This window comes from Paenibacillus sp. FSL R7-0652 (genome assembly GCF_038595045.1).
Classification (GTDB): Bacteria; Bacillota; Bacilli; order Paenibacillales; family Paenibacillaceae; genus Paenibacillus.
On sequence record NZ_CP152001.1, the window covers coordinates 5,012,415 to 5,035,362 of the forward strand.

21 protein-coding genes are annotated in these 22,948 nt (G+C 48.1%); 8 read left to right on the forward strand and 13 right to left on the reverse strand.

Annotation, left to right across the window (positions count from 1 at the left end; genetic code table 11):
• Together MKY97_RS21965 and MKY97_RS21970 are read right to left on the reverse strand one after the other, a co-directional pair.
• Nucleotides 1-1,872 (reverse strand): sensor histidine kinase, encoded by a 1,872-nt coding sequence (locus tag MKY97_RS21965; RefSeq protein ID WP_342556420.1) that lies wholly within the window; start codon nucleotides 1,870-1,872, stop codon nucleotides 1-3.
• 124 nt (nucleotides 1,873-1,996) lie between these two features.
• Nucleotides 1,997-3,010 (reverse strand): substrate-binding domain-containing protein, encoded by a 1,014-nt coding sequence (locus MKY97_RS21970; protein ID WP_342552395.1) that lies wholly within the window; start codon nucleotides 3,008-3,010, stop codon nucleotides 1,997-1,999.
• A gap of 466 nt (nucleotides 3,011-3,476) precedes the next feature.
• Between MKY97_RS21970 and MKY97_RS21975 the strand changes: the two genes are divergently transcribed.
• Both MKY97_RS21975 and MKY97_RS21980 read left to right on the forward strand, forming a co-directional pair.
• Nucleotides 3,477-4,061: a LysE family transporter gene (locus MKY97_RS21975; protein WP_342552396.1), complete on the forward strand. Its 585-nt coding sequence runs from the start codon at nucleotides 3,477-3,479 to the stop codon at nucleotides 4,059-4,061.
• A gap of 31 nt (nucleotides 4,062-4,092) precedes the next feature.
• On the forward strand, nucleotides 4,093-4,872 hold the full coding sequence (locus tag MKY97_RS21980) for an AraC family transcriptional regulator (RefSeq protein ID WP_342552397.1): 780 nt from the start codon (nucleotides 4,093-4,095) through the stop codon (nucleotides 4,870-4,872).
• 227 nt (nucleotides 4,873-5,099) lie between these two features.
• Here the strand turns inward: MKY97_RS21980 and MKY97_RS21985 are convergent, their stop codons facing one another.
• Nucleotides 5,100-5,669, reverse strand: a complete 570-nt coding sequence (locus MKY97_RS21985; protein ID WP_342552398.1) for a hypothetical protein — start codon at nucleotides 5,667-5,669, stop codon at nucleotides 5,100-5,102.
• A gap of 239 nt (nucleotides 5,670-5,908) precedes the next feature.
• Between MKY97_RS21985 and MKY97_RS21990 the strand changes: the two genes are divergently transcribed.
• Nucleotides 5,909-6,577 (forward strand): phosphatase PAP2 family protein, encoded by a 669-nt coding sequence (locus MKY97_RS21990; protein ID WP_342552399.1) that lies wholly within the window; start codon nucleotides 5,909-5,911, stop codon nucleotides 6,575-6,577.
• A gap of 128 nt (nucleotides 6,578-6,705) precedes the next feature.
• Here the strand turns inward: MKY97_RS21990 and MKY97_RS21995 are convergent, their stop codons facing one another.
• Nucleotides 6,706-8,139: a glycoside hydrolase family 1 protein gene (locus MKY97_RS21995; RefSeq protein WP_342552400.1), complete on the reverse strand. Its 1,434-nt coding sequence runs from the start codon at nucleotides 8,137-8,139 to the stop codon at nucleotides 6,706-6,708.
• Nucleotides 8,140-8,280: 141 nt separating this feature from the next.
• Between MKY97_RS21995 and MKY97_RS22000 the strand changes: the two genes are divergently transcribed.
• From MKY97_RS22000 to MKY97_RS22010, 3 genes are all read left to right on the forward strand, one after another.
• Nucleotides 8,281-9,279 carry a YafY family protein gene (locus tag MKY97_RS22000; protein ID WP_342552401.1) on the forward strand — a complete coding sequence of 333 codons (999 nt, stop codon included), beginning with the start codon at nucleotides 8,281-8,283 and terminating at the stop codon, nucleotides 9,277-9,279.
• 68 nt (nucleotides 9,280-9,347) lie between these two features.
• Nucleotides 9,348-10,166, forward strand: coding sequence for a class I SAM-dependent methyltransferase (locus MKY97_RS22005; RefSeq protein ID WP_342552402.1), 819 nt, complete (start codon nucleotides 9,348-9,350; stop codon nucleotides 10,164-10,166).
• Between the two features lie 38 nt (nucleotides 10,167-10,204).
• Nucleotides 10,205-10,858 (forward strand): hypothetical protein, encoded by a 654-nt coding sequence (locus tag MKY97_RS22010; RefSeq protein ID WP_342552403.1) that lies wholly within the window; start codon nucleotides 10,205-10,207, stop codon nucleotides 10,856-10,858.
• 144 nt (nucleotides 10,859-11,002) lie between these two features.
• Here the strand turns inward: MKY97_RS22010 and MKY97_RS22015 are convergent, their stop codons facing one another.
• The 3 genes from MKY97_RS22015 to MKY97_RS22025 all read right to left on the reverse strand — a co-directional run bounded on the left by MKY97_RS22015 (nucleotide 11,003) and on the right by MKY97_RS22025 (nucleotide 14,143).
• Nucleotides 11,003-11,797 (reverse strand): hypothetical protein, encoded by a 795-nt coding sequence (locus MKY97_RS22015; protein WP_342552404.1) that lies wholly within the window; start codon nucleotides 11,795-11,797, stop codon nucleotides 11,003-11,005.
• Nucleotides 11,798-11,937: 140 nt separating this feature from the next.
• Entirely contained in the window at nucleotides 11,938-12,357 is a 420-nt protein-coding gene (locus MKY97_RS22020) for a hypothetical protein (RefSeq protein ID WP_342552405.1), read from the reverse strand.
• 502 nt (nucleotides 12,358-12,859) lie between these two features.
• The gene (locus MKY97_RS22025) at nucleotides 12,860-14,143 is read right to left on the reverse strand and encodes an XRE family transcriptional regulator (protein ID WP_342552406.1); all 1,284 of its coding nucleotides are present in this window, start codon (nucleotides 14,141-14,143) and stop codon (nucleotides 12,860-12,862) included.
• Nucleotides 14,144-14,450: 307 nt separating this feature from the next.
• Between MKY97_RS22025 and fabV the strand changes: the two genes are divergently transcribed.
• On the forward strand, nucleotides 14,451-15,647 hold the full coding sequence (gene fabV, locus MKY97_RS22030) for an enoyl-ACP reductase FabV (protein ID WP_342552407.1): 1,197 nt from the start codon (nucleotides 14,451-14,453) through the stop codon (nucleotides 15,645-15,647).
• 60 nt (nucleotides 15,648-15,707) lie between these two features.
• On the opposite strand, the gene MKY97_RS22035 is transcribed toward fabV, so the two are convergent.
• Nucleotides 15,708-15,983, reverse strand: a complete 276-nt coding sequence (locus MKY97_RS22035; protein WP_342552408.1) for a hypothetical protein — start codon at nucleotides 15,981-15,983, stop codon at nucleotides 15,708-15,710.
• Between the two features lie 152 nt (nucleotides 15,984-16,135).
• The gene (locus MKY97_RS22040) at nucleotides 16,136-16,726 is read right to left on the reverse strand and encodes a restriction endonuclease (protein WP_342552409.1); all 591 of its coding nucleotides are present in this window, start codon (nucleotides 16,724-16,726) and stop codon (nucleotides 16,136-16,138) included.
• 240 nt (nucleotides 16,727-16,966) lie between these two features.
• Here MKY97_RS22040 and MKY97_RS22045 point away from each other — a divergent pair, with 240 nt between their 5' ends.
• Entirely contained in the window at nucleotides 16,967-18,241 is a 1,275-nt protein-coding gene (locus MKY97_RS22045; RefSeq protein WP_342552410.1) for a hypothetical protein, read from the forward strand.
• A gap of 77 nt (nucleotides 18,242-18,318) precedes the next feature.
• Here MKY97_RS22045 and msrA read toward each other — a convergent pair whose 3' ends face one another.
• The 4 genes from msrA to MKY97_RS22065 form a co-directional block, all read right to left on the reverse strand.
• Nucleotides 18,319-18,834: a peptide-methionine (S)-S-oxide reductase MsrA gene (gene msrA / locus MKY97_RS22050; protein ID WP_342552411.1), complete on the reverse strand. Its 516-nt coding sequence runs from the start codon at nucleotides 18,832-18,834 to the stop codon at nucleotides 18,319-18,321.
• Nucleotides 18,835-19,057: 223 nt separating this feature from the next.
• Complete coding sequence (locus MKY97_RS22055; protein WP_145406117.1) at nucleotides 19,058-19,315, reverse strand: GlsB/YeaQ/YmgE family stress response membrane protein; 258 nt, start codon at nucleotides 19,313-19,315, stop codon at nucleotides 19,058-19,060.
• Nucleotides 19,316-19,595: 280 nt separating this feature from the next.
• Entirely contained in the window at nucleotides 19,596-20,879 is a 1,284-nt protein-coding gene (locus MKY97_RS22060; RefSeq protein WP_342556421.1) for an AAA family ATPase, read from the reverse strand.
• A gap of 20 nt (nucleotides 20,880-20,899) precedes the next feature.
• Nucleotides 20,900-22,351 (reverse strand): RtcB family protein, encoded by a 1,452-nt coding sequence (locus tag MKY97_RS22065; RefSeq protein WP_342556422.1) that lies wholly within the window; start codon nucleotides 22,349-22,351, stop codon nucleotides 20,900-20,902.
• Nucleotides 22,352-22,948 lie beyond the last annotated feature (597 nt).

Below are 22,948 nucleotides of genomic sequence, written 5' to 3' on the forward strand. Positions count from 1 at the left end.
TCACTCCTTTTTCGATTCATCCTGATGATCTCGCGTCTCATTCTGGGGAAGTGGTGCTGCGGGCAGTTCTCGCATCAGTGGATGAACTATTGTCACACAGGTTCCTTCACCCGGCCTGCTGTCCAGCAGAATCCCGTAATCACCGCCAAATGACAACCGTAACCGCGCCTGCACATTCAGCATCCCATAACTTTTGCCCGTCCATTCTGGTGAAGACGATTCCAGACTCTCCATAGGCATATCCAGCAGCCGCAGCATCTCCTCTAACCGTTCCTTGGTCATTCCGGCTCCGTCGTCCTGAATCGTCAGATGAAGCCGCCCCTGATGCAGATTCCCTTTAATGACTATATGACCCGGGCCGCGTCTGCCTTTAATACCATGATAAATTGCATTTTCCACCAATGGCTGGAGCAGCAGCTTGAGCACATATAGGTTCTGTAAATCATCTGGGACATCTACTGTACAGCGAAGACGATCACGGTACCTGGTCTGCTGGATCTGCAAATAACTGCTGATATGCTCCAGCTCGGAATGAAGCGGAATATAATCCTGCCCCTTGCTCAGTCCGATCCGGAACAAACGGGACAGTGCCCCTACCATATCCGATACACCGTCAGCGCCTTCCTTGCGAGCCATCCAGTGAATCGTATCCAGCGTATTATATAGAAAATGAGGTTTGATATGCTCCTGCAGACTGCGCATCTCCGCATCCCGTTTCTGCCGTTCACGCAGCTCATTCAGCAAGATCAGCTGGCGAATCCGGCTCAGCATTCGGTTAAAGCTGCTGCCCAACATGCCGATTTCATCGGCCCGATCACTCCAGCGGCCCGCATTGAGATTTCCCGTCTCTGCCCTGCGCATATACGACATCAACCGGAATATCGGCTGGGCAATCGAACGCGAGAACCACAAAGATGCACTCAGACCAAATAAACACACCACAAAAACAAAACTGACGACATAAAACTGAATCTGCCGCACCTCGGATATCGATTCTTTGGTTGGGAATACCCCTACCGTTCTCCAGCCTGTAAACGTAGAGGATTGATACATGAACAGCAATGTCTCTCCATCCACCTGTTTCGTAAATGTTCCGCTCTCCCCGGCGTTAAACCAGCTGACCGGAATATGTTCAATTAACGGATGTTCTGGTTTATATACGCTTTGTCCATTCGCATCTGTCACCATGACATACCCGGATTTCCCAAGTGTCACATTACGCGCGGCCTGTGAAACAGACCTCAGCTTAAGATCAATCAATACAGCACCTTTCACAGCTCCACTCGTTTCATCCGTGACCGAGCGGACGACCGACACGATCTCATCGTTCTTATACCGCACATGGGTTGTCATGTTGCGCTCCTGCGGCTGACCCAGCACGGTGAAAATACCCGGCTGCGCTGCAGCATTTTGATACCAATCTTCCCGGGTCAAACGCTGGTCCGTTCGAGGATACATTTCGTTGCTGATGTAGTCACCGCCGCTGTTCACAAGCACAATGCCGGCAATTTCCGGGTATAACGTGGTGAATCCCTGCAGGGTCTGCTTCATACCATAGAGACGATTCTGCTCAGATTCTGAATGACCTTCAGTGGTGGATGATTCTGTTCGACCGCCACCATCTCCGATAAGCTTCTCATCCATAAATGCATTCACATCGGGATTAAACGCGATCAGGTAGGTCATATTTTGCAAATTCTCCATCTTTGTGTTTAACGCTTCATTGACCTTGCCTATCAACTGCATCGTGTGTCCCTCTACCTGACGCTCCACGACCCGCTCAACCGTCCAGTTGACAAGCACTCCCATTCCGACGGAAGGCACGATCGCGAACAGCAGGAAGAGCAGCATCAGCTGATACCGCAGCGGCATATTGCGTAAACGCAAACGACGGACACGATCGCCAAGCACAGAACGCCATGTTCTCCGGCTCCACACGTTATTTTCTGCCTCATGTTCGTTGACTGATTGATTGGCAGAAGAGCTGGACTCCTGGTTATTTGGCATAATAATCATCCACATTTGAACGGGTTACGACCGAGATCCCCGTATCGACCGTAACAGGAAGGGGTGCATTTTCCCCGGAAGGTGAAGGCGCGGGTACGGTTAGATGATGATGCAGATGGAACAGATACTGAAGCGACCAATATCCCATGTTCCAGGTTCCTTGTGCAATCGTAGCGGATATCGTGCCGTTTTGGATTAGATCCAGCGTTGCTTTATTCGTGTCAAAAGAAATAATATGCAGTTTCTGACCATGGCTTGAACCTGCATTTTGCACCGCTTCGCCAGCCCCAGCGCCTGCTGTGGCCTCAGTAACAAATATACCTGCCAGCTTTGGATGTGCCTTCATCAAGCGCATTGTTTCATCCCGGGATTTAAGTGTATCTCCATGTCCATCTGCCACTTCAACCACTTGCATGGAAGGATATCGCTGCTCAATCGTTTCACGGAATCCTTTCGTTCTTTCCTCATGATTCTGCTGTCCCGGCAGCGTTAATACAGCCACTTCTCCTTCACGGCCGAGCAGTTCGGCCATTTTATCCGCTGCCGTTACGCCTGCCTTGTAGTTATCTGTCCCCAAAAAAGAATATGACTTACTCCCCGGTGCATCTGCGTCAAACAGGATCACAGGAATGTCTGCTTCCACTGCTTTGTTGATGGCCGGAATCAATGATTTCGGATCAATCGCCGATATAGCGATGCCTGCGGGTTTGCGTGCAATGGCCTGCTCAATCACGGTGGTCTGTTCCTTTGCATCATACCGTGTAGCCCCGCGGTATTCGACGGTCACGCCAAGCGCATCCGCAGCATCCTCAAAACCTTTCAACGGACTCTTCCAATATTCCAGACCCGACTGGAACGTGATCATCATGTACGTTTCACCCAGATCACCGCGCAGTCCGCGGTTTTCCCACGAGCTGTCCACCTGACTGGTATATTCAAATCTCAAAACATAAAGGGCAAACGCCGCAATCAGCACAATATAGATCAGCAGCATTTTTTTCATTTCATTCACTTCCTCAAGTGGTCTATGTCTGTTTGTACACCCTCACTCCGTTATAGATTGTAAACGCAATCATTCAAAAAGGGAACCTCTCCATATAAGTTGACTAAAAATTTACACAGTCCACTCCGATGACAGAATAACCTGGAGAGTAGCGGTTATCCCCAGATTTTTTTGATTCCCTTTTTCAAAGGGGAAAATCCGGTGATAAGCGTATGCTTCCGATGCAGCTTTCTTGCAGAAACCTTTTAGGCGAACGCTTCGCTTTTTCAGGTTTTTTCTGTCCTCTCCGTTAACGTGTAAATAAAATACGCACAACTTTTATAGAGAGTGCACTGATCAGGAAACACGCCCCATGACCTCAAGCACGGCTGCAATAATGTACTATAGCTCTGGTATGCTTCGCCGTATGATTACAACAATCGTCTTTCAATTTTATACAAATCTCTCATCGAGGAAGGAGCTGGAAATGAATATTCTTTCTTTTTTAATCTACTGCACCGTTGTTACGTTCACACCCGGCCCCAGCAATATTGTGATTCTTTCTTCTGCTCAAAAGGTAGGTGCACGCCGCACCATGCCCTATGTCTGGGGAGCCACTTTGGCTTTTGGCATGCTGCTGATCGCCTCTGCTTTTCTGAATCAGCTTCTCGCTAACATCTTGCCGGGCATACTACAGTTTATGCAGGTGATCGGCAGCATCTACATGCTGTACCTTGCATATCAAGTCTATCGAATGGGCTCTACCGAGGAAGTTCCGCAGGCCATTTTGGGCTTTTGGAACGGTGTCATGATGCAGTTTGTGAATCCCAAAGTGGTACTGTTTACGTTTACCGTCATTCCGGCCTATGTACTTCCCTACACGGATGCAGAATCCTGGTCTGCGTTCTTCTATGTTATGCTGATTACATGTATTGGTTTTCTGGCGTACTCGAGCTGGGTTGTGTTCGGCACTATTTTTCGGTCCTTATTGAACCGATACCAGCGAACATGCAGTATGCTGATGGCACTTTTTTTGATATACTCAGCCATTATCGTGTCAGGTCTGATCTAACAAACTTACTTCATCTGCGGAGGTGTGCGGTATGGAACAGTTTAGCTACAAACGATCCGAAGACGTGCTGGCTCTGTCCGCCAGCTTCACCGATTTCGCCTATAAAAAACACTGTCATGAGGAATATGCTGTAGGGGTAACCCTGCGCGGGATTCAGCAATATCATCTGGACGGTCACTATCAGGCTTCACATCCGAACGGCGTCATGCTGTTTAACCGGGAGCAGTTCCATGATGGAAGTTCGTATGATAAAGAGGGTATTGATTATGTGATGCTTTACCTGAAGCCCGAATTAGTTGAAGAGATTATGGGTAAAAAAGAACTTCGCTTCTCCACGCCTATCGTTTATGATCCGAAGCTTGCCCGAAGTATTCTGATGCTGAACGATGCCGTGCAGCACAGACAGGATGAAGCCGAGTGCAGCACCCGGCTCTTCGATCTGGTGCATATGCTTGCCCGGGAAGAACAGCCCTCAAAGCTCTGGAAGCCTCAGGACAGTCTCGTTCGCAAAGCAAAAGAAATCATGTTTTGCAGCACGGCTAATGTGCTGAAACTGGATAATCTGTCTGCTGAATTCGGCCTCTCCAAATTTCAATTTATTCGAGAGTTCAAGGCCCATGCTGGAATTTCGCCCTATCAATTTTTTCTGAACTGCAAGGTTGAGCATGCCCGCCAATCCCTTGAGAAACACAAAGACATCTATGCCGCTGTAGCCGACTGCGGCTTTGTGGATCTGACTCATCTGAACAGACACTTCAAGCGAGTATTCGGTGTTACCGCGTATGATTATATGTTACAGCTCCAGCGTTAATATGGAGTTAAAGCTCTCCGGTCGGATGCTCATCACCAACCGAACTCAAAAACACAGCTGAAAGATCAACACCCCCTTACGGAACGTGCTCACGTCCATAAGGGGATGTTTTGTCTGTCAAATGTTACTGCACACTGCGCTCACTGCAGTGCAGCTCCTGTTCCTTCATTTGGCCGCTCTCAAACCTACTAACTATGATATTACTGCAGTCAATCCCACCATGGATATTATGCTCTCCGCTGCTTTCTTCTCCACAGCCAACCACCCGTCAGCGCAAGGATCACAACTGCACCTCCACCATATAGGTAGATCATCCACGAATTTCGATATCCGCTGCTGCCCCTGAAATCAACAGAACTTACAGGAGTGCCTTTACCCAGCATATTGATCGCCTCTCCAGCCTGTTCCAGCTGCAGATTACCGCTGCATAGACTGCTGTATAATTTGCCATCCTTCTCATTCTGATTAGCAAAAATAAGATAAAACTGATTATGGGTCAATGTTGTTCCACAGGCACCTTCGCCCATATTATTGATCAGAATTTTCATCTTTTTTTCATCTACGCCTTTCCATGCCGTGTCCACATCCAGCGTATATTTCTTATACTGCCTGCTGCTGAATATGGAGTCTCCCCCGATCTTGACCACTTTCCCCGTAAATACTGCGCTGTACCTCTCCAGCTTCTCCTTGACACTGGATTCCACACAGCTGCACGCATAGGCACGATCTCCTGACCAAACGATTAAACTTGCTGCACACAACATCAGAATCAAAACAGCCGAAATGATTCTCCTCATTCTTACGCCCCCCATAAGCTTCACTTAAACTACTTTTATGTTATTAACGTATCCATTTTCGTTTTTGTTTGTTTTATTGTAGAATGTTAACACTATGTTAAAAAGGTTATGTACATACTTCGACTATATCGATTGAATGGAATGATTGAACCTTTATCGGTGCATTCGTGCAAACCATACTTTCGTTCGACAGATATAGCCGTAACAAAGACACCCTACATCACGGAGGAACCCTACATTTGAAGCATAATCGAACGCAAAAAATCTCTATTCCGCTGCTCGCTGCAGCGTTATGCCTTTTCGCTTTTATCAGCACCGCACTCTCCATCAGCGATAATCAAATTCACCGCTTTGATGCTGTGCTGATCGACCGGATTCAGGGCATGGAATCGCCGGGCATGACTCAGTTCATGCAGTTCTTTACCTGGATTGGCAGTGAACTTCAGGTGGTTGTCATTACCGTTATTGTCATGTTCGTGCTTTATGCCTTTCTGCGCCACAGAAGCGAGCTGCTCTTTCTGGCCAGCGTGCTTGCCGGTTCTACTCTGCTGAACACCGTGATCAAGCTGGTGTTTCAAAGAGCTCGCCCAACCATTAACCGCATTATCGAAGTTAGCGGATACAGCTTCCCCAGTGGACATTCCATGGCTGCGTTCAGCCTGTATGGCGGACTGGCCTTTCTCATCTGGAAACATATCCCGAGCTTTGCCGGGCGGGTATGTATGATTGCAGCCAGTGCTGCTTTTATCCTGATGATCGGCATTAGCCGGATCTATCTGGGCGTGCATTACCCTAGTGACGTCGTTGGCGGCTACTTTCTGAGCGGGTGCTGGTTATTCACCTGCATCTGGTTCTATAGACGCCACCTGCAGCGGCTGTCCCGACGGCATGCCAAAAGCTTCGCATAGCTGCATGCATCCTGCAGGGAGCATCACAAAGACCCCAGCGATCCTAAGATTGCTGGGGTCTTTGTTCTTCTTCTTTTAACAAAAGTTACTTCACTTCACAAACTGCTTCTTCGGATAGTAAACACTTCTTACAGTTCCTCACCATTGGAAGCAATCACGTTTTTGTACCAATAAAAGCTTTTCTTCGGTGTGCGGCTCAAATCACCATGGCCATCATTATCTTTGTTGACATGAATGAAACCATAACGTTTCTTCATCTCTCCAGTCGAAGCACTTACAAGGTCAATACAGCCCCACATTGTATATGCAATCAGGTCTACACCGTCCGCAACCGCTTCTTTCATCTGCTCAATATGACCTTTCAGATAATCAATCCGGTAGTCATCCTGAATAGAACCATCTTCTTCTACGACATCGACCGCGCCGAGCCCATTCTCCACCACCATTAATGGCACCTGATAACGATCATACAGATGATTCAGCGTGTAGCGCAGCCCCTTCGGATCAATCTGCCATCCCCAGTCGGAGGCTTCAAGATATGGATTCTCGATACCACCCAGCAGATTTCCTTCCGCTCGATCCAGCGATGCATCCGCACTCTCTACGAGAGACATATAATAACTGAAGGAGTAGAAATCTACACAGCCTTCACGCAGCGTCTGCTCGTCTTCCGGCTGCATTTGAATCTCGATGCCTTCTTCTGCGAAGAAACGTTTTGCGAATCCTGGATATGCTCCCCGAACCTGTACGTCGCCACAGATCATGTTGGACAACTGATCTTTCTTCTGCGCAAGCAAAATATCGTCAGGATTACACGTATTCGGATACGTTGTCATGAAAGCAACCATACAGCCGATTTTGAAATCCGGGTTGATCTCGTGCCCCAGCTTCACCGCTTTGGCACTGGCCACGAATTGATGATGCAGCGCTTGGAACCGAGTCTGTGGCTGATCTACTCCGTCCGTCAATGTTTCTTTGCCCTCAAACAACAATCCACCTGCCATATATGCACCAATCGGCATGGTCAGACAGTTGATTTCATTAAAGGTCAGCCAGTATTTTACCTGATCCTTATAACGGTTGAACAAGGTTGTACAGTAGCGGATGTAAAACTCGATTACTTCACGAGAAGCCCAGCCGTTATATTTTTGTGTGAGGCCAAACGGTGTCTCGTAGTGAGAGATCGTCACCAAAGGCTCAATATTATATTTTTTCAACTCGGCAAAGACGTTATCGTAGAACTTCAAACCTTCTTCGTTTGGCTCCAGATCGTCACCGTTCGGGTAAATGCGAGACCAATTGATCGACATGCGAAACATTTTGAAACCCATCTCGGCCATCATCGCAATGTCTTCTTTATAATGTCCATAAAAATCAACCGCTTCATGGCTCGGATAATAGGTACCTTCTTCAAGTACAGGTGTAATTCGGCGGGGCGTGGTATGTGTTCCTCCTGTCATCCTATCTGCTGTGCTCGGTCCTTTGCCGTCCCGATCCCATCCGCCTTCAAACTGATTGGCAGCCGTAGCACCGCCCCAAAAGAATCCGTCCTTCATTTTCATGCTGCGTTCCTCCTCTTTTGCTGACTGCTGCAGGAGCAAGTCTGTTATCTTTAATCCACTGAAACTCGTTAAGAACGATAACGTTATAGTCCAAGTGTAGCACCCATACCCTGACAAGGGTTGTCATGATATAATTTTGTCATGGAACATAACCGATTATTCCGAATACTGCTGCTGCTGCTGGAAAAAAAGAAAACAACTGCCCCGGAGCTTGCGCGCCTGTTCGAAGTTTCAGTTCGCACCGTATACCGGGATATTGATCGCCTGAGTGCCGCAGGTATTCCCGTCTATACTACAACGGGCAAACACGGCGGCATTCATCTGATGGATCACTATGTCATGGACAAGTCGCTGCTGAGCGAGGATGAACAAAATGAAATTTTGCTGGGCTTGTACAGCGTCAGTGCCATTCCCCACCTGAACAGCGCCCGCATGCTGAGCAGGTTAACGACTCTTTTTGATCATAAACTGGACTGGATTGAATTTGAGTACTCTCCTTGGGGCAGTATCCCTGAGCAGGAGATGGAGCTGTTTAATCAGGTGAAACAGGCGATATTCGCCAGTCAACTGCTCTCGTTTCACTATATCGATTCCAATGGAGAGGCCAGTGAGGAGACTGCTCTGCCGGTCAAGCTGATCTTTAAGAACAATACATGGTACTTCAAAGGTTTGAAGCAATCCAAGCCTGCGGCATCCCATTCGCTCGACACCTTCGTCACCTACAAAATCAAACGGATTACAGGGCTGCGCTTTGTTCACGGCGGATATGAACGTACTCTCGCAGCACCCGTAAGAAATGGAAAAATGAATGAGGACATTACACAAGGAGAACATAGAGACACTCTGGGACAGCCTGAACCCATCCAGATTAAACTTCTGTTTGATCAATCCATCGCCTACCGGGTTTATGATGTGCTTGATCCTGCCATGATTCGGCAGAGAGCAGATGGAACGCTGCGGGTCTCTTTTCAAGCCGAGGAGGGTGAGCGGCTGTACTCTTTTCTAATGTCCTTTGGCTCCAAAGTAACGGTAACAGAACCTGCAGCTGTACGCGAGGAGCTGCTTTGCAGGCATCAGGAAGCTGCCGCGCATTTATTGGCAAATGATGGGCGGGAAATGCACGATGATGATAGAATATAGGATGAGTTTATACTGTACAGCATAGCCGTAAGATGCACTGGACTTCATTGATGTTGGGAGGCAAACACATGAATCAGCAGATTAGGCTCAATAACGTGGAACGTTTTAAAGGATTTGGCACACTGTATGATCAGAATAGACCCTCCGCCCCCCCTGAAGTCGTCGATATTCTGACCAATTATTTGGGCACCTCGCCGCGCTTCGTCGCAGATGTTGGCTGTGGTACAGGGCTGTCCACTTGGATCTGGCTGGACCATGCGTCGCGAGTGATCGGTGTGGAACCCAGTGATGACATGCGCTCCACTGCCACAGCCAAGTGGGAAGCCGCAGGCAAGCCGGAGCAGCTTCGCTTCGCATCAGGCATGTCCGACGATCTTGGCCTGCCGGATGACAGTGTGGATATTATCACCTGCTCCCAATCGTTTCACTGGATGGAGCCGCAATCTACCCTGCGTGAGTTCGCGAGGGTGCTGCGGCCAGGCGGCATTTTTGCTGCCTACGACTGCGACTGGCCTCCCGTGCTGGACTGGCAGCTTGAAGCTGCATACCAGCAGCTCGTGAGCACAGCGGATGAGCTCGCTTCACATCTATCGAGTGAGGCGCAGCAGGCACATAAATGGAATAAGGAAGGCCATCTGCAGCAGATTAGGGAGTCCGGTCTGTTCCGCTACAGCCGGGAGATTGTCTTTCATCATTATGAGCAGTTTACGGCGGATCGCTATGCTAATTTGGCACTTAGTCAAGGCGGACTGCAGACAGCTCTCAAGCTGGGCGCAGCAGAAGTGAACGACATGGCGGAGCATTTCAGACGTCAGGCAGAGCTTGTTTTTGCCGGAAAATCAAAAGAAGCACTTTTCTCTTACCGTATGCGAATCGGGATTGTATAAAATAAAAGGGATATGAGCTATGAAGGGTTGTGGCTGCTATGAATGATGCACAAACACTTGAACAAGACCGGCTTTTCATCAAGAGCTGGCTCGACACATACTTTGACTCTCCGCACCGGGAGATGCTGATGTCCTCCCCTGCCAAGACAGAAGAAGGGGATTATGGCGTGCCTGCGGCTATGCAGGATGGTGAAATCGACGAAGAGGGCTGGGTCTGTTGGAAAATGTTGGACTCGGAAGTTACAGAAAAACAAATTAACGACTTGGTACAAACTTTAATTCACCCTGCTGCTCATGCTGTTTCTTTTTCTCTTCCGTCACTGTACACCGCTTACCTCAGCAGTCGCTGCGTGCTGAACATTTATCTTCGTTACGATGCATTTACGGTCGCTCTGCCAAATCTGGCTTCAGATGCCCCTTTGCGGGAAGTGTCTGGGCTCTGGTCCGCGTGGAAACCATTAATTGCCGCAGGTTATATTCCATTTGCAGGTTATGAAGATGGTGCAGGACCTGTGTGCTGGGATACGAACCAACCCACCGAGGAGAATGATTACGCCGTCGTATCGTTTGATCATGAGGTCCTGACAGTTGAAGAACAGCCTGTCCGGGAGAAACTTGAACAGTACGCCCGCCCTCTATTCCCCTCATTCCGGGAGATGCTGATAAGCGCTGCTTCGAGCAGTCGTTCCTGATATACTGGTGTTAAAAATTTTAAAAACCAGCCCTGCTTCATCGTCTTGAAGCAGGGCTGGTTTATTTGGCTGAATAATAAGTTATGAGCGTATGTAGTGCTGAAGCGCTGAGCGCTGGATAGCTCTCAAGAGCATGAAGAACACTCAAGATGAGAAGAGATTGTTCAGCTGTTCCTCTTGGACTTGAAGTGCAAGAGCTACCTTGGAAGGATCCTCTTTCGAATAAAATACGTTAATGACATAGCCCTGCTGGATCTGTGACAGCGTAGAAGGAAGAACCTCCTTTTGCGTAATTACTTCAAAGGTTTCACCGCTCGGCTTCGTGATGCTCAGTTTAAGCTGCAGCTTGATATTTCCGTTATTTCCACTTCCCAGAGGGGTGACATCCAGGATTTTAGCCATTGCCTTCTCCCCGTTACGTGCAATATCCACCATCTCGGGCGCTATGCCCTGCTGCATCATTTTTTCGTTCAACAGCTGCTGCATGTGCTCCTGCGATACCGTTCCATGCTGATCCAGCCCGACTTTGCGTTCATCTTTTTCCGATACCACAAGCGGGATGAAAGCTCCAGGCTGAAACTGGGACAAGGAGGCCAAAGGAACAATAGTTCTGAGTTCGGCGTCATACGTATCGCGGCCCTGACGAGATACCTTCAGCATCATTCGTACTTCAGGCTGTTCATTAATATAGGTGCCCGTCTGCTGTATACTCTGAATTACGCCAACCGCAGGCAATCCTGATTTGATTCTGCGCTGACCCAGACTTGTACCGAATATGGCTGAAATGACCACCAGACCAATTCCGCTAAAGATCATCGGTTTAAACCACCATGACTGCATCACCATAAATGGATCATTCCACAGCCACTGGGCCACGAACGGGGAAAACCCCGCCCCAAAAATCAGAAGCATACCAATTACTCTAAAAAAACGACTCATGTCCATCATCCTATCTATATCTATTTATCGTTGTTATCTGTAATATCTGTACTACTATTTCCTAATATTCCCTATTTACCTTCCAAAAAAACGACTCCACGGTACAAAGTGTTCCGCATGACTCCCGTCATCCCTGCCGCTTAAACAGACATCAGTCCCATGTAGATCAGTTCAGAAGGATTCGCGGGGTTCTGCCCCAAACCTACACGATCACCTGCACGCGGAATCTGCAGCTTGGATACGAGCGTTTCCATGGTGCGCTGATAAGTACGCCCTCCTGTTTCTGTCACCTCAAGCACCAGCACAACGATTGGATCAAAATTAATTAATTTCCCGGTATCCGTCACACGCAGCACAGTTCCAGTGGCCGTCAGGGGCAGTGAGCCGCTGGAAGCCAGCTGTGCCTGTTTGGCCGAGTCCAGACTCTGATTAATCGCATCCCGATGCTCCTTAGGAACCAAGCCTTTCATCATCATGCCCGTAAGCCCTTTATTCATCACGCGATCCGCTTTGGCAACAGCATCTTCCTGTTTGTTTTTACGTGAAAACCATCCCATCATATCGAACACCTCATTTGTTTTTTTTGGATATGATTTATTATAAACACAACCCGCAGCTTCTGAATACACATCTGGTCACATACAAAAAAAACGAAAATATGTGCCTGTTAAACACACACCTCCATTCATTTATTTGCTCTTTTCCCTGCTTTCCACAAAAAAAAGGTCTTTTTCCCCCGCTCACCGAGCATCTAGTCATATCTTTTTGCAAAACTCACCCCGAAAATGGCAGTTCAAGCCTTTCAAACACCCGCTTTTAGACGAATATATTGGATGTCTCACTTGTTCCTTCCACTTCTAAAATTACATTACACTACATTATATTAAACCACATCACCTATCCTCAAGTTACTTTACTTTGGATTTACTTTACCTAACCTCGCTATCCTCACGTCACAGCGCCTCGGAGCAGCGCTGCCCTGCTTCATGACACGGGTGGTACGCGTTGAAGCGTTCCTTCCGGTTTTTATTGAATCGGTTTGTCACGGTTTCCCGAATCACTTCAGGAAGATTTCCGCAGCAAATACACCAGTTTGCGATAATATGCTGCCGCTTCCTTATACTTTCGCTGATCCTCGCTCACTACAGCCATTCCTTCATATAAAGCTTCCAGGCGCATCGACTGCTGGACCGATTCAAAGTAAGGAAGACAGGCCTGAGCATGGTTTAAGAATGCCTCCTGTTCACCATGTGCCAGCGCCAGTTGGCTTTGATAGAAAATGGCGTTCATCTTCTGATCCTCGGTTACAGCACAGTTTAACAGCTGATCTACGCTCTGCGCCAGCATGCCCCAGCTTTTGCGGGCGGATGCAACCTCACAGCGATACACCAGCAGCAGCGGCTTCATTGCCTGCCGTGTCTCCTCTGTTTCTGCATGCAGCAGGGTGTCGAAACGCTCAATCTCCGCCTGTGCCAGATCCAGATCACCTGACATCGTTAACATCACAATGCGGTTGTTTGCAATCGCGGTTACCAGATCTCCGGGATTCCCTGCATACACTAAATTCGCTTCGGCCATCGATAATGCCGACAAAGCTTCCTGTACCAGTCCCATTGTAAAGCAATAACCGCTGTAAGCCACATACAGACCGGACAGGCGATGAAACAGCCGCTGATCATACACATGCTTCATCGTCTGTTCGAACGTACGCTTCGCTTCTTCATACTGCCGGGTCTGAATATATGCCTCCATCTGGATATTCTGTATAGACAGCCATAGTTCACTGCCGGGTTCCGTCAGGCCGCCCAGTCTGGTTGCATGCGTAAGCACATCGACAAAAGCCATTTTGGAGCGATAATACTGAATTTTGTAGAAAAGAAGTGCCTTGGCCAGCGGCCGAGGCAGCTGCACGTCATCCGGACGGCCGTATTTCTCCAGATAAAAATTCAAATAGGATGTATGTATATATTCATGCGCAGCCGCATCATTCAGCTGCTGATAATATACCGCCTTCATAAGAGCGGTTGTCAGCTCTACGGTAAGCGAATCGTCCCGATCCTGGAGTGCATGTACCGTCTCCTCGGGGATCGCCGAGGCTGGCACCGCCATCTGTGCAAATACCGCTTCTGCCCGGGCCAATGTCTGCTCATCCTGCACAGCCGTCTGCAGCAGATAGGAAGCACCTACGCCCAGGCGTTTGGCAATGCTCTCAGCCAAATCCTCCGGCAGCGGGTAACGCTCAGCCAGAATATTCGCAAAATGTGCCTGCGTAACCAGACCTTCCACAAGGTCTTTACGCGAAATTTGTTTTCTTTTGCTTAGAAACTCGATCCGTTCTTTCAACATAACCGATTTATCCTTTCATCGTAAGAAGTCCATCCGCTGCAATCAAGTCTATCATCTTTCATGCTTATCATCCCAAAATGGGAGCAAAATTTCCAGCTTCTCAGTAAAATTGACCAAAACGGTTTCCGTTTCGAACGTAATTGTTTTACAATAGGGAGGATGCTTAAGGGCTTTACAATCAGTACACACGGCACAGTACTGCGGTGTAGTACAATGAATTAATTACATTTTGCAAATGAATTAAAAGATTTGAACATGAATTTAAACATGATCCGACATGAATTAAACACGAAAGGGTGTCACAATAATGATTATTAAACCAAGAACACGCGGTTTTATCTGTACAACTTCTCATCCTGTCGGCTGTGCGGCACAAGTCCGGGAACAGATTGATTATGTAAAATCAAAGCCAGCGATTCAGGGACCTCGCAACGTGCTCGTCATTGGAGCATCTACAGGTTATGGACTGGCTTCACGCATCGTGTCCGCTTTTGGAGCAGGAGCGAATACAATCGGCATTTATCGCCCTTCCAGTTCTACGGATAAACGGACAGCTTCCGCAGGATGGTATAATTCCGCGGCATTTGAGAAGGCTGCTGATGCAGCTGGCCTGAAATCATACAGCATCACGGGGGATGCTTTTGCCAATGAAACCCGGGCAAAAGCCATTGAGCTGATCCGCAGCGAACTGGGTCAGGTGGATCTGGTCGTATACAGCGTGGCTTCGGCGCGCCGTACGGATCCGAATACAGGCGAAGTTTTTAACTCGGTGCTGAAGCCGATCGGACAATCCTACACGAACAAAACGGTAAATTTCCATACAGGCGAGATTAGTTCGGTTACGCTCGAACCTGCCACGGAAGAAGAGATTCGTCAGACCGTCAACGTAATGGGCGGCGAAGACTGGGAGCTGTGGATAGATGCACTGCAGCAGGGCGGCGTACTTGCAGACGACGCAACGACTATTGCTTTCTCTTATATCGGACCTGAGCTGACGCATGCGATCTATCGCGATGGCTCCATTGGTCAGGCGAAGGCTCACCTGGAAGCATCTGCACGCAGCATGCATGAGCGTCTGAGCAAAACAGGTGGACGTGCTTACGTTACCGTAGCCAAAGCGCTTGTTACCCAGTCCAGCTCTGCCATTCCAGTCGTGCCGCTGTATATTTCCGCGCTGTACAAAGTGATGAAGGAAAAAGGACTGCATGAAGGATGTATCGAACAGCTGCAGCGGCTGTTTGCAGATCGTCTGTATGCTGGCGGTGATGTGCCGACAGACGAGCAGGGGCGCATTCGAATCGATGATTGGGAGATGAAAGCAGACGTACAGGAGGAAGTAGCGAAGATCTGGAACGAGCTGACAACAGAGAACATCTACGACCTGTCTGATCTCGAAGGCTACCGCCGCGAGTTCTTCCAACTGTTCGGTTTTGAGACCGATGGTGTCGACTATGAAGCCGATGTTGACCCTAACGTGGAAGTTCCCCACCTCGTTCAATCCTAGAATTTGATCGATCTTGTTTTGCATTCATGGAGGAGCTGCACAGCTTCTCCTTTTTTATTGTCACACGGCATTCATTCGGTAACTTCTTCTGTTCACTCTTCCAGTCTCTACTCCCGATTCTCTCTGTCCCAAGATAAAATAAAAAGAAGCACCACCATCCTGGATGATCTGCTTCTTGTGTTTGAACTTTTGCAATTTTTCCTGTTTCGTCGGCGTGAGGCGGACATGCTGGGATACTGCCCCGTAATCTCCATTGACTCTCCGGCTTTGCTCGGGACACCATTGTCCTGATCGTGCTGCTTTGCGCAGCGCTTTTTGTGTCTGTGTACGTGCCATATTGGTTTACACACTCCTTAGATTGAACTACTTCCAATATATCATGTGTATCGATACAAGTGAAGGTAAAGCCAGCCGGGAATGTGAGCTGCACTGTTTTAGAAAAGAAAAGCGATGCAGCCCGTGCTTCAAGCCCGCACATCTGACTGACATCAAGTACGCTTGGGGCGAGAATGCCACGTCTCGATCGGTTCATGATCCTGCTCTTCGATCAGGTCCATCGCTTCGTCCAGCCTTCGCGATTTGAACAAAACGATCAGGTCCATCAAGTCTTCCCGGTCCAGCAGCTTCACCCCATTGACTGCGGCCAGCGTTCGGCATGCATCCGTGTAACGGGCAGACGTCAGCACGATGGACCGCTCGGCCTCATAATAACGCATCGACGTATAAATCTCCTGCACCGCACTGAGACCAACCGGATGATTCGCCCCGTATCGTTTGGCCTGCACCACATTGCGCCTGCCCATTCGATCTACAAAAACGAGGTCAGCTCCGAAATCCCGGCTGCTCGTCGTTTTATGGACCTCGTCATAGCCCAGCCGCTTGAACAGGTTGTATAAATATAATTCGAACTCTGACCCGTCTTCCATTTTATCGATATCTTTAATCGTAATTTTGTGGGGATTCGCCTCGCTTCGTATTCGCTGTCCGCGATAAACGATTCGGCGTATAATCCAGGTTAGCAGCAATAACAGGACGATTCCCGCGACTGCCCATAAGATTAGATTCTCACTCCAATTCATGTCTGTTCTCCTTGTCTAGATTACTCCTCATCCTCGTGTCACAGCACTTAATATATCAAACTTCGGTGAACATCTAAAGAAGATGAATTCCTTGTAACTGTTTCATTTCCTGTAACATTGCATCATCACACGCAAAGTGCAAAAAGGTTACAGCGTGTTCGGTTGAATTACACTAGAATTTAATGGTAGAATTCTACAATCGGTTGCATTTTTGACCGAAAACGAAAGGTGGTTTATGACTTGCATATTTTTAACACTCACAAACATAAGTCAACAAAATGGGCAGTTCTTTTGCTCAGCGGCATGCTTCTTCTCAACATGAATTCAACAGGATACGCAGCAGCGGCGGCAGAGTCCTTCCCTAAACCGGCATGGACTTCTACTTCCCTCATGTTAACCGAAGCCAACACGGAAAAAGATGTCTTGATCAAGGAAATCTACGCTGTACCTTCCAAAAACCTGGTGTATGTGCACGCTTCGCAGCCTGTCATCAAAACCAGCAGCAAAACAACTCTGGACTGGCAGCTCGATTCCCTCCAAGCACTGGATGCCAAGACAGGACAGCTGAAGTGGAGTACAATTTTCCATGAAAAAAGTGGACCTTATACGACATACTCCAATTCTTTATACACGAGTAACGGAACAGCCTATGTATACATGGAATATTCGGATAAAAGCAAAAAAATATATTCTTTTAACACTTCCGGTAAAACCAACTGGGTGAAAACCGTGAACTCATCTGCATCCATTTCGCTGATGGATAATGATAATCTGCTGGTCGCTGCCAGTCAGGGTGTACAGGCTAACGGTTCCGTGCGTTCAACGCTCTCCCTGTATGACAAGAAGGGTAAACTGTTAACTGAAAAAGCGATTACAGGGACTGTGCTTCAAGCAGGTCATGGCCGGATCGTGGTGGATGCGAGCAAACAGGTAAAATCAGGCAGCTTCTGGCAGCCGGCAGCGAATCCCAAGATCGAAATCTATGATTCCTCGTTAACTCGTCTGTCCTTCTATCAATTCCCGGCAGATGCCAATACGCAAGGCGATGGTGGCGGTGAGTCTCTGGCGATTCTGGACGACGGCTCTGTTCTGATGCGCGCCAACTTTGAGTCTACAGGTAATCGTCTGATGGGATTTGGTCCGGATGGCAAACTCGCGTGGGGACGTGCAATCGCGGGTGATGCTTTCATTCAGACGGCTGGCAGCGGATATACCGTTCTAACTGGTCCGAAGCTGGAACTGTATACGATGAAAGGCAAAGTAACCGAGCGTTTATTCCAGGATGCCAAGCCTGTACTCATGCATGTTGACCGAACGCAGGACGGGCAGTATCAGCTTGACTTTGCCAAAACCGGATATATTCTTGATCCCCAGACTCTGGAAGATGTCCATGTGTATACCGTCAGCACTGCCGTTCCTTCATTAGATCGTGTATCGGCCTATACCAACGATGTCTTCTATTCCATGAAGGATGAAGCGCTGTCCAAATTTGTACTTAAGTCGTCAGCCAAGTAATATCCCCTTTATCCTGATACGCTTTTAACTCAAGTAAAAAGAAGCCGGAAAGCCCTGACAGGCTTTTCCGGCTTCACTTATTTCCAGTTCTCGTTAATGAATTCGTCTCTTCCGGACATCGCCCGATCTTCTTTGTAATGCTTCTCGTTTCTTTTGTGATAATCTTGGTGATAGTCTTCAGCAGGGTAAAAGGTTACAGCATCCCGAATTTCGGTCACAATGGGCTGACTGAAACGGCCGCTGGCCGCCAGTTCCTGCCTGGATTGCTCCGCAAGCTGGCGCTGGCGTTCATTGTATACAAAGATGGCGGTACGATACTGCGAACCCCGATCCTGAAACTGTCCTCCGTCATCGGTTGGATCAATCTGAGGCCAGTACAGCTCAAGTAAACGTTCGTAAGGAAATACATCCGGATCAAAGGTAATCTCCACCACTTCCACATGCCCTGTTTCCCCTGTCTTTACCTGCTCATATGTCGGATTCTCGACATGACCGCCTGTATAACCTGATACGATACTGTGGATTCCCGGCTGCTCCTCAAAAGGGGTGACCATACACCAGAAACATCCGCCGGCAAACACTGCCTTCTCCATTTCCTCATCTCCTCTGGTTCCAAACACTATATTGAAAGCATAAGCTTAGATACGCAATCATTCTTATATTGTAAAACAACAAGAGGTTGATGAAAAGCCACCGAAATGGCTCTTCATCAACCTCTTCATTCAGCTTCACTTGGAAGCAGTTATAAACCAATGTTATGGGACAGCTCGGAGCTGTACACCAGCTTGTCAATTAGGACATTTGATATGCTGCAGTTTACCCGCGGCTTCGTCCCATTGAACGGAAAATCAAGCTAACGATGGCGACAAGCACAATCGCACCAATCAATGCCGGTACAATGTGGAACCCGCCCATTTCTGGACCCATGTCTCCAAGAATTACTCCGCCTAACCATCCACCGATAAATCCGGCAACGATGTTACCGATAACGCCGCCTGGGATGTCACGACCAACAATCAGACCTGCCAGCCAACCAATGATACCACCGATAATTAATGACCATAACCAACCCATATCATTCACCTCTAATTTTAAGTTTTTGTTGCGTCTGACATACTATTAACCGCTCCGGAGGCATTTAAACAATTGGCATAAAAAATGCAGTAAATAACCTATTGTCAACATGCATCCTTCTCTGCTAAACAGGCATTCCGTGAGGCTTGGCAACAGGCCGTGTCAGTTTCCTGCTTTTCATCAGCACATGGCTGCGATTGGACCTCCCGAATGTCATTGTATGTTAGCAGAGACAAGGTTAGTATACCCAGTTAAGGTGAATTTATATTTTATAATCAGATCAATAAAATCCGGCCCGGCCTTTACCCGGCTGTGCAAGCCAATTATGCTTATGGCTCTTGTCCAGCTCTCCCCGCATGGACTGAATAACCTGAACGATATCCGTCCGACCATTTTGATGCCATTCCAGCGCAGCGCTGACATATAATTCGCCCAATTGTGCAAGCGAGAACGTATCTGTAAGACGAGCCGCCTCCAGGGTTCCTTCTTCACCCGCAAACACACTGAATCCACGCTGCCGCAAATACTGCAGCCGCAAAGCTTCGTCAGGCAGCGGAATTTCGTAAGCACGGTCGAATCGTCCCGCACGATTCATGAGGCCGGGATCAATTTTTTCCGGATAATTTGTCGTACCGATCAGGAAGATTCCTTCTTTGGACGTCGCGCCATCCAGCGTATTTAGAAAAAAGGAACGGACTTCATCCGGCATCGAGTCGATATCCTCAATGATCAGCACCATCGGTGCCAGTCGTTTTGCGGCATCAAATACTTCACGCACCGATTCACTGTTCGTGTATTCCGTAATCTGCCAATAAGCGGCCGGCCCGGGAATACTTCCTGCGATGGATTTCACAAGTGTTGTTTTTCCGTTTCCCGGATGGCCATAGAGCAAAATGCCGCGTTTGTAAGGGATATCGTAATCCCGGTAAAAGGAGCGGTCTGCTTCGAAGAACTGGTCCAGTGAGCGGAAAATATCCTGCTTAATCTGTGCAGAGAGAACCACATCTTCTCTGCTTACCGAACGGGTGATCGACTCCACATGCCGATCACTGCCATTGCGGGCATCCGTGTACACCGTTACTTTTTTCATATTTTGCTGACGCTCCCGTTCCCGGACACTTCCCAGAAATTGCTTCATCTCTTCGTCCCCTACAGCAAATACAAAATCTTCACTGTAGATTCCGTTCTCGCGGAAAAAGGGTACCCGCACGAGGGCAACGCCCCATTTGGGATACGCAAATACGTTATTACGAATGGAGTAATGTACGCCATATGTAGGCACATCTCCGTCATCTTCGTAATGCAGTGTCTGAAGCTCAAGATCCTCGAAGATACGGGCTACAAGCTCGACATCAGCACTGCCATTCTGCAAATCCTCTCGCAGCAGTTCCCAATATTCATTGTTCGGATCAGAGCTTGAATACAGCTTGTATTCTACGCCGTAACGCTTCAAAAGAGCCTCGCCAATGCCGCGAATCAGTCTGGAATATACGGCATACCCTTCCACCCGAATACGAGTATCATGCTGCTCATCATAGGTGTAGATCGCTTCTGCTCTAGTCATTTCTTTATCCTTTTCGTTCATTATTTCGCTCCCTTTACCGCAGCAAGCGGTTTGCATTTGGCTACCACCTGAGCCAGTCCCGCGCCGGTAACACTATCTATAATTTCATCGACATTTTTATAAGCCTGGGGTGATTCATCAATAATAGACTCCAAAGACCGCTGGTTGACTACAATCTCGTCTTCTGTTCCGACGCCCAGCGCTGCCGCAAAATCGTCTACGGTCACCAGGCGTTTGGTCGCTGTACGCGACCGAATCCGGCCCGCACCATGACATATTGAATAATAATTGTCTGCTCCTTCAGGCTGACCGACCATGATATATGAAGCCGTGCCCATAGACCCCGGAATCAGTGCCGGATGGCCCGTAGCTATATAAGGTTTTGGATTATCCGGATGACCTGCAGGCAGAGCACGGGTTGCCCCTTTACGGTGTACAAAAACAGAACCTCGCGCTGCATGGGATTCCTCCCAAGCATAATTATGCATCAGGTCGTATAGTGTACGGAATTCACATTTCGGTCCGAACACGTCCTGGAAGGCCTCCCGCATGGCATAGGCGATAAGATGACGATTTACTACAGCATAATTCAACGCAGAGTACATCATATTCACGTAGTGACGGCCTTCCGCATGCTCCAGCGGGGCAAATACCAATCTGGGATCGGAAGTTCCGAGTCCCAGCCGCTGCATTACTTTGGCAATCGCAGACGAGCTGGTCTGGCTTACATACCCGCCCCATGCCCGTGAACCGGAGTGAATCATGACCACAATCTGTCCATCGTAAAGTCCCCATGCTTCGGCTGTTTCACGATTTTCCTCAGCGATCTCAATAGCCTGAATCTCGGCAAAGTGATTCCCTCCGCCCAGTGTGCCTAGCTGACGATGAGACCGGTGCCAGGTCATATCCGGGACAAGGTTTAATACATTTTCATCATATGTGAACTTACTGCTCTCCACATGTGTAAGCGAAGTAGATTTCTTCGGAGTGTAACTGTCTGGAATGTATTTTTTCGGCAGTCCGTGCAGTCCTTTTCGTACAATGTGCTCCAGTCTTATATCCGAGAAATGTCCCCGCTGGCTGGCCTCCATTGGCAGCACCTTTTCAATCGCTTTAACTAATTTACGGCGCAGCTTTACCTCTTTCAGGTCATCCTTATGCAGATTGGTCAGATGTACTCTCATGCCGCAGCCGATATCACTGCCCACGATCGAGGGCGACACATATCCGCTCTGCGCCTCCCAGACCGCCGTCGTTCCAATACATGTGCCTACACCGACATGCACGTCTGGGGTATAGCCCATATACGAAATGCCCGGTATTTGCAAATTATTGTTAGCCATCTCAAAAACTTTGTAATCCAGTGAAGAGAACAGCTGCTGTGCTGCATAAACGGTAAGTTCCCCTGCTGGTAATTTGACTTGATGACGGTACCCCTCTGTCAACTCGTTTACATTTTCAAAACCATTCATCTTGTTATTCATATCTAAGTTTAATTCCTTCCTGTGCGTTCAGCAAATTTCATTTTAATGGGATATATTGTTGATTTAAAGATGTCTGAACGGAGACTCCGATGACAGAATAAGCGTCCAATCAATGGTATCACTACGTTTTTTTATTCCTTTTTGTTAAAGGAAATACCGGTGATAAGCCTATGTTTGCGAAGCAGCTTTCTTTCAAAATTCCTTTTGGCGGCCCATTTGATTTCTTCGTTTGTTCTGTCCTCTCCGTTCGTTTCGGTGTAAAACAATATAAAAAAAGCCACGGACATATCGTCCATGGCTTATACTGCATGACAATAATGGATAACAGGACAAATCAAGTTTGTACCTGTCATCCATCGCTTGATATAGCGAAGAACACATACTGTCTAAAGACGTAATAGTCTATGCCTTAAACAATATGCCCGTTCTTTCATGTCGTCCGTATGAGGCCAAAAAGACGATGAGCCGGATATGCAGTTGTGCTGCTGTGCTTTGGATTCAAATCATAACCTAACGTCATGTCTTTCGGCCTCCCTTCATCATTGATATGTATATATTAAAGGCTCATCTTTTCAAATGTCAACC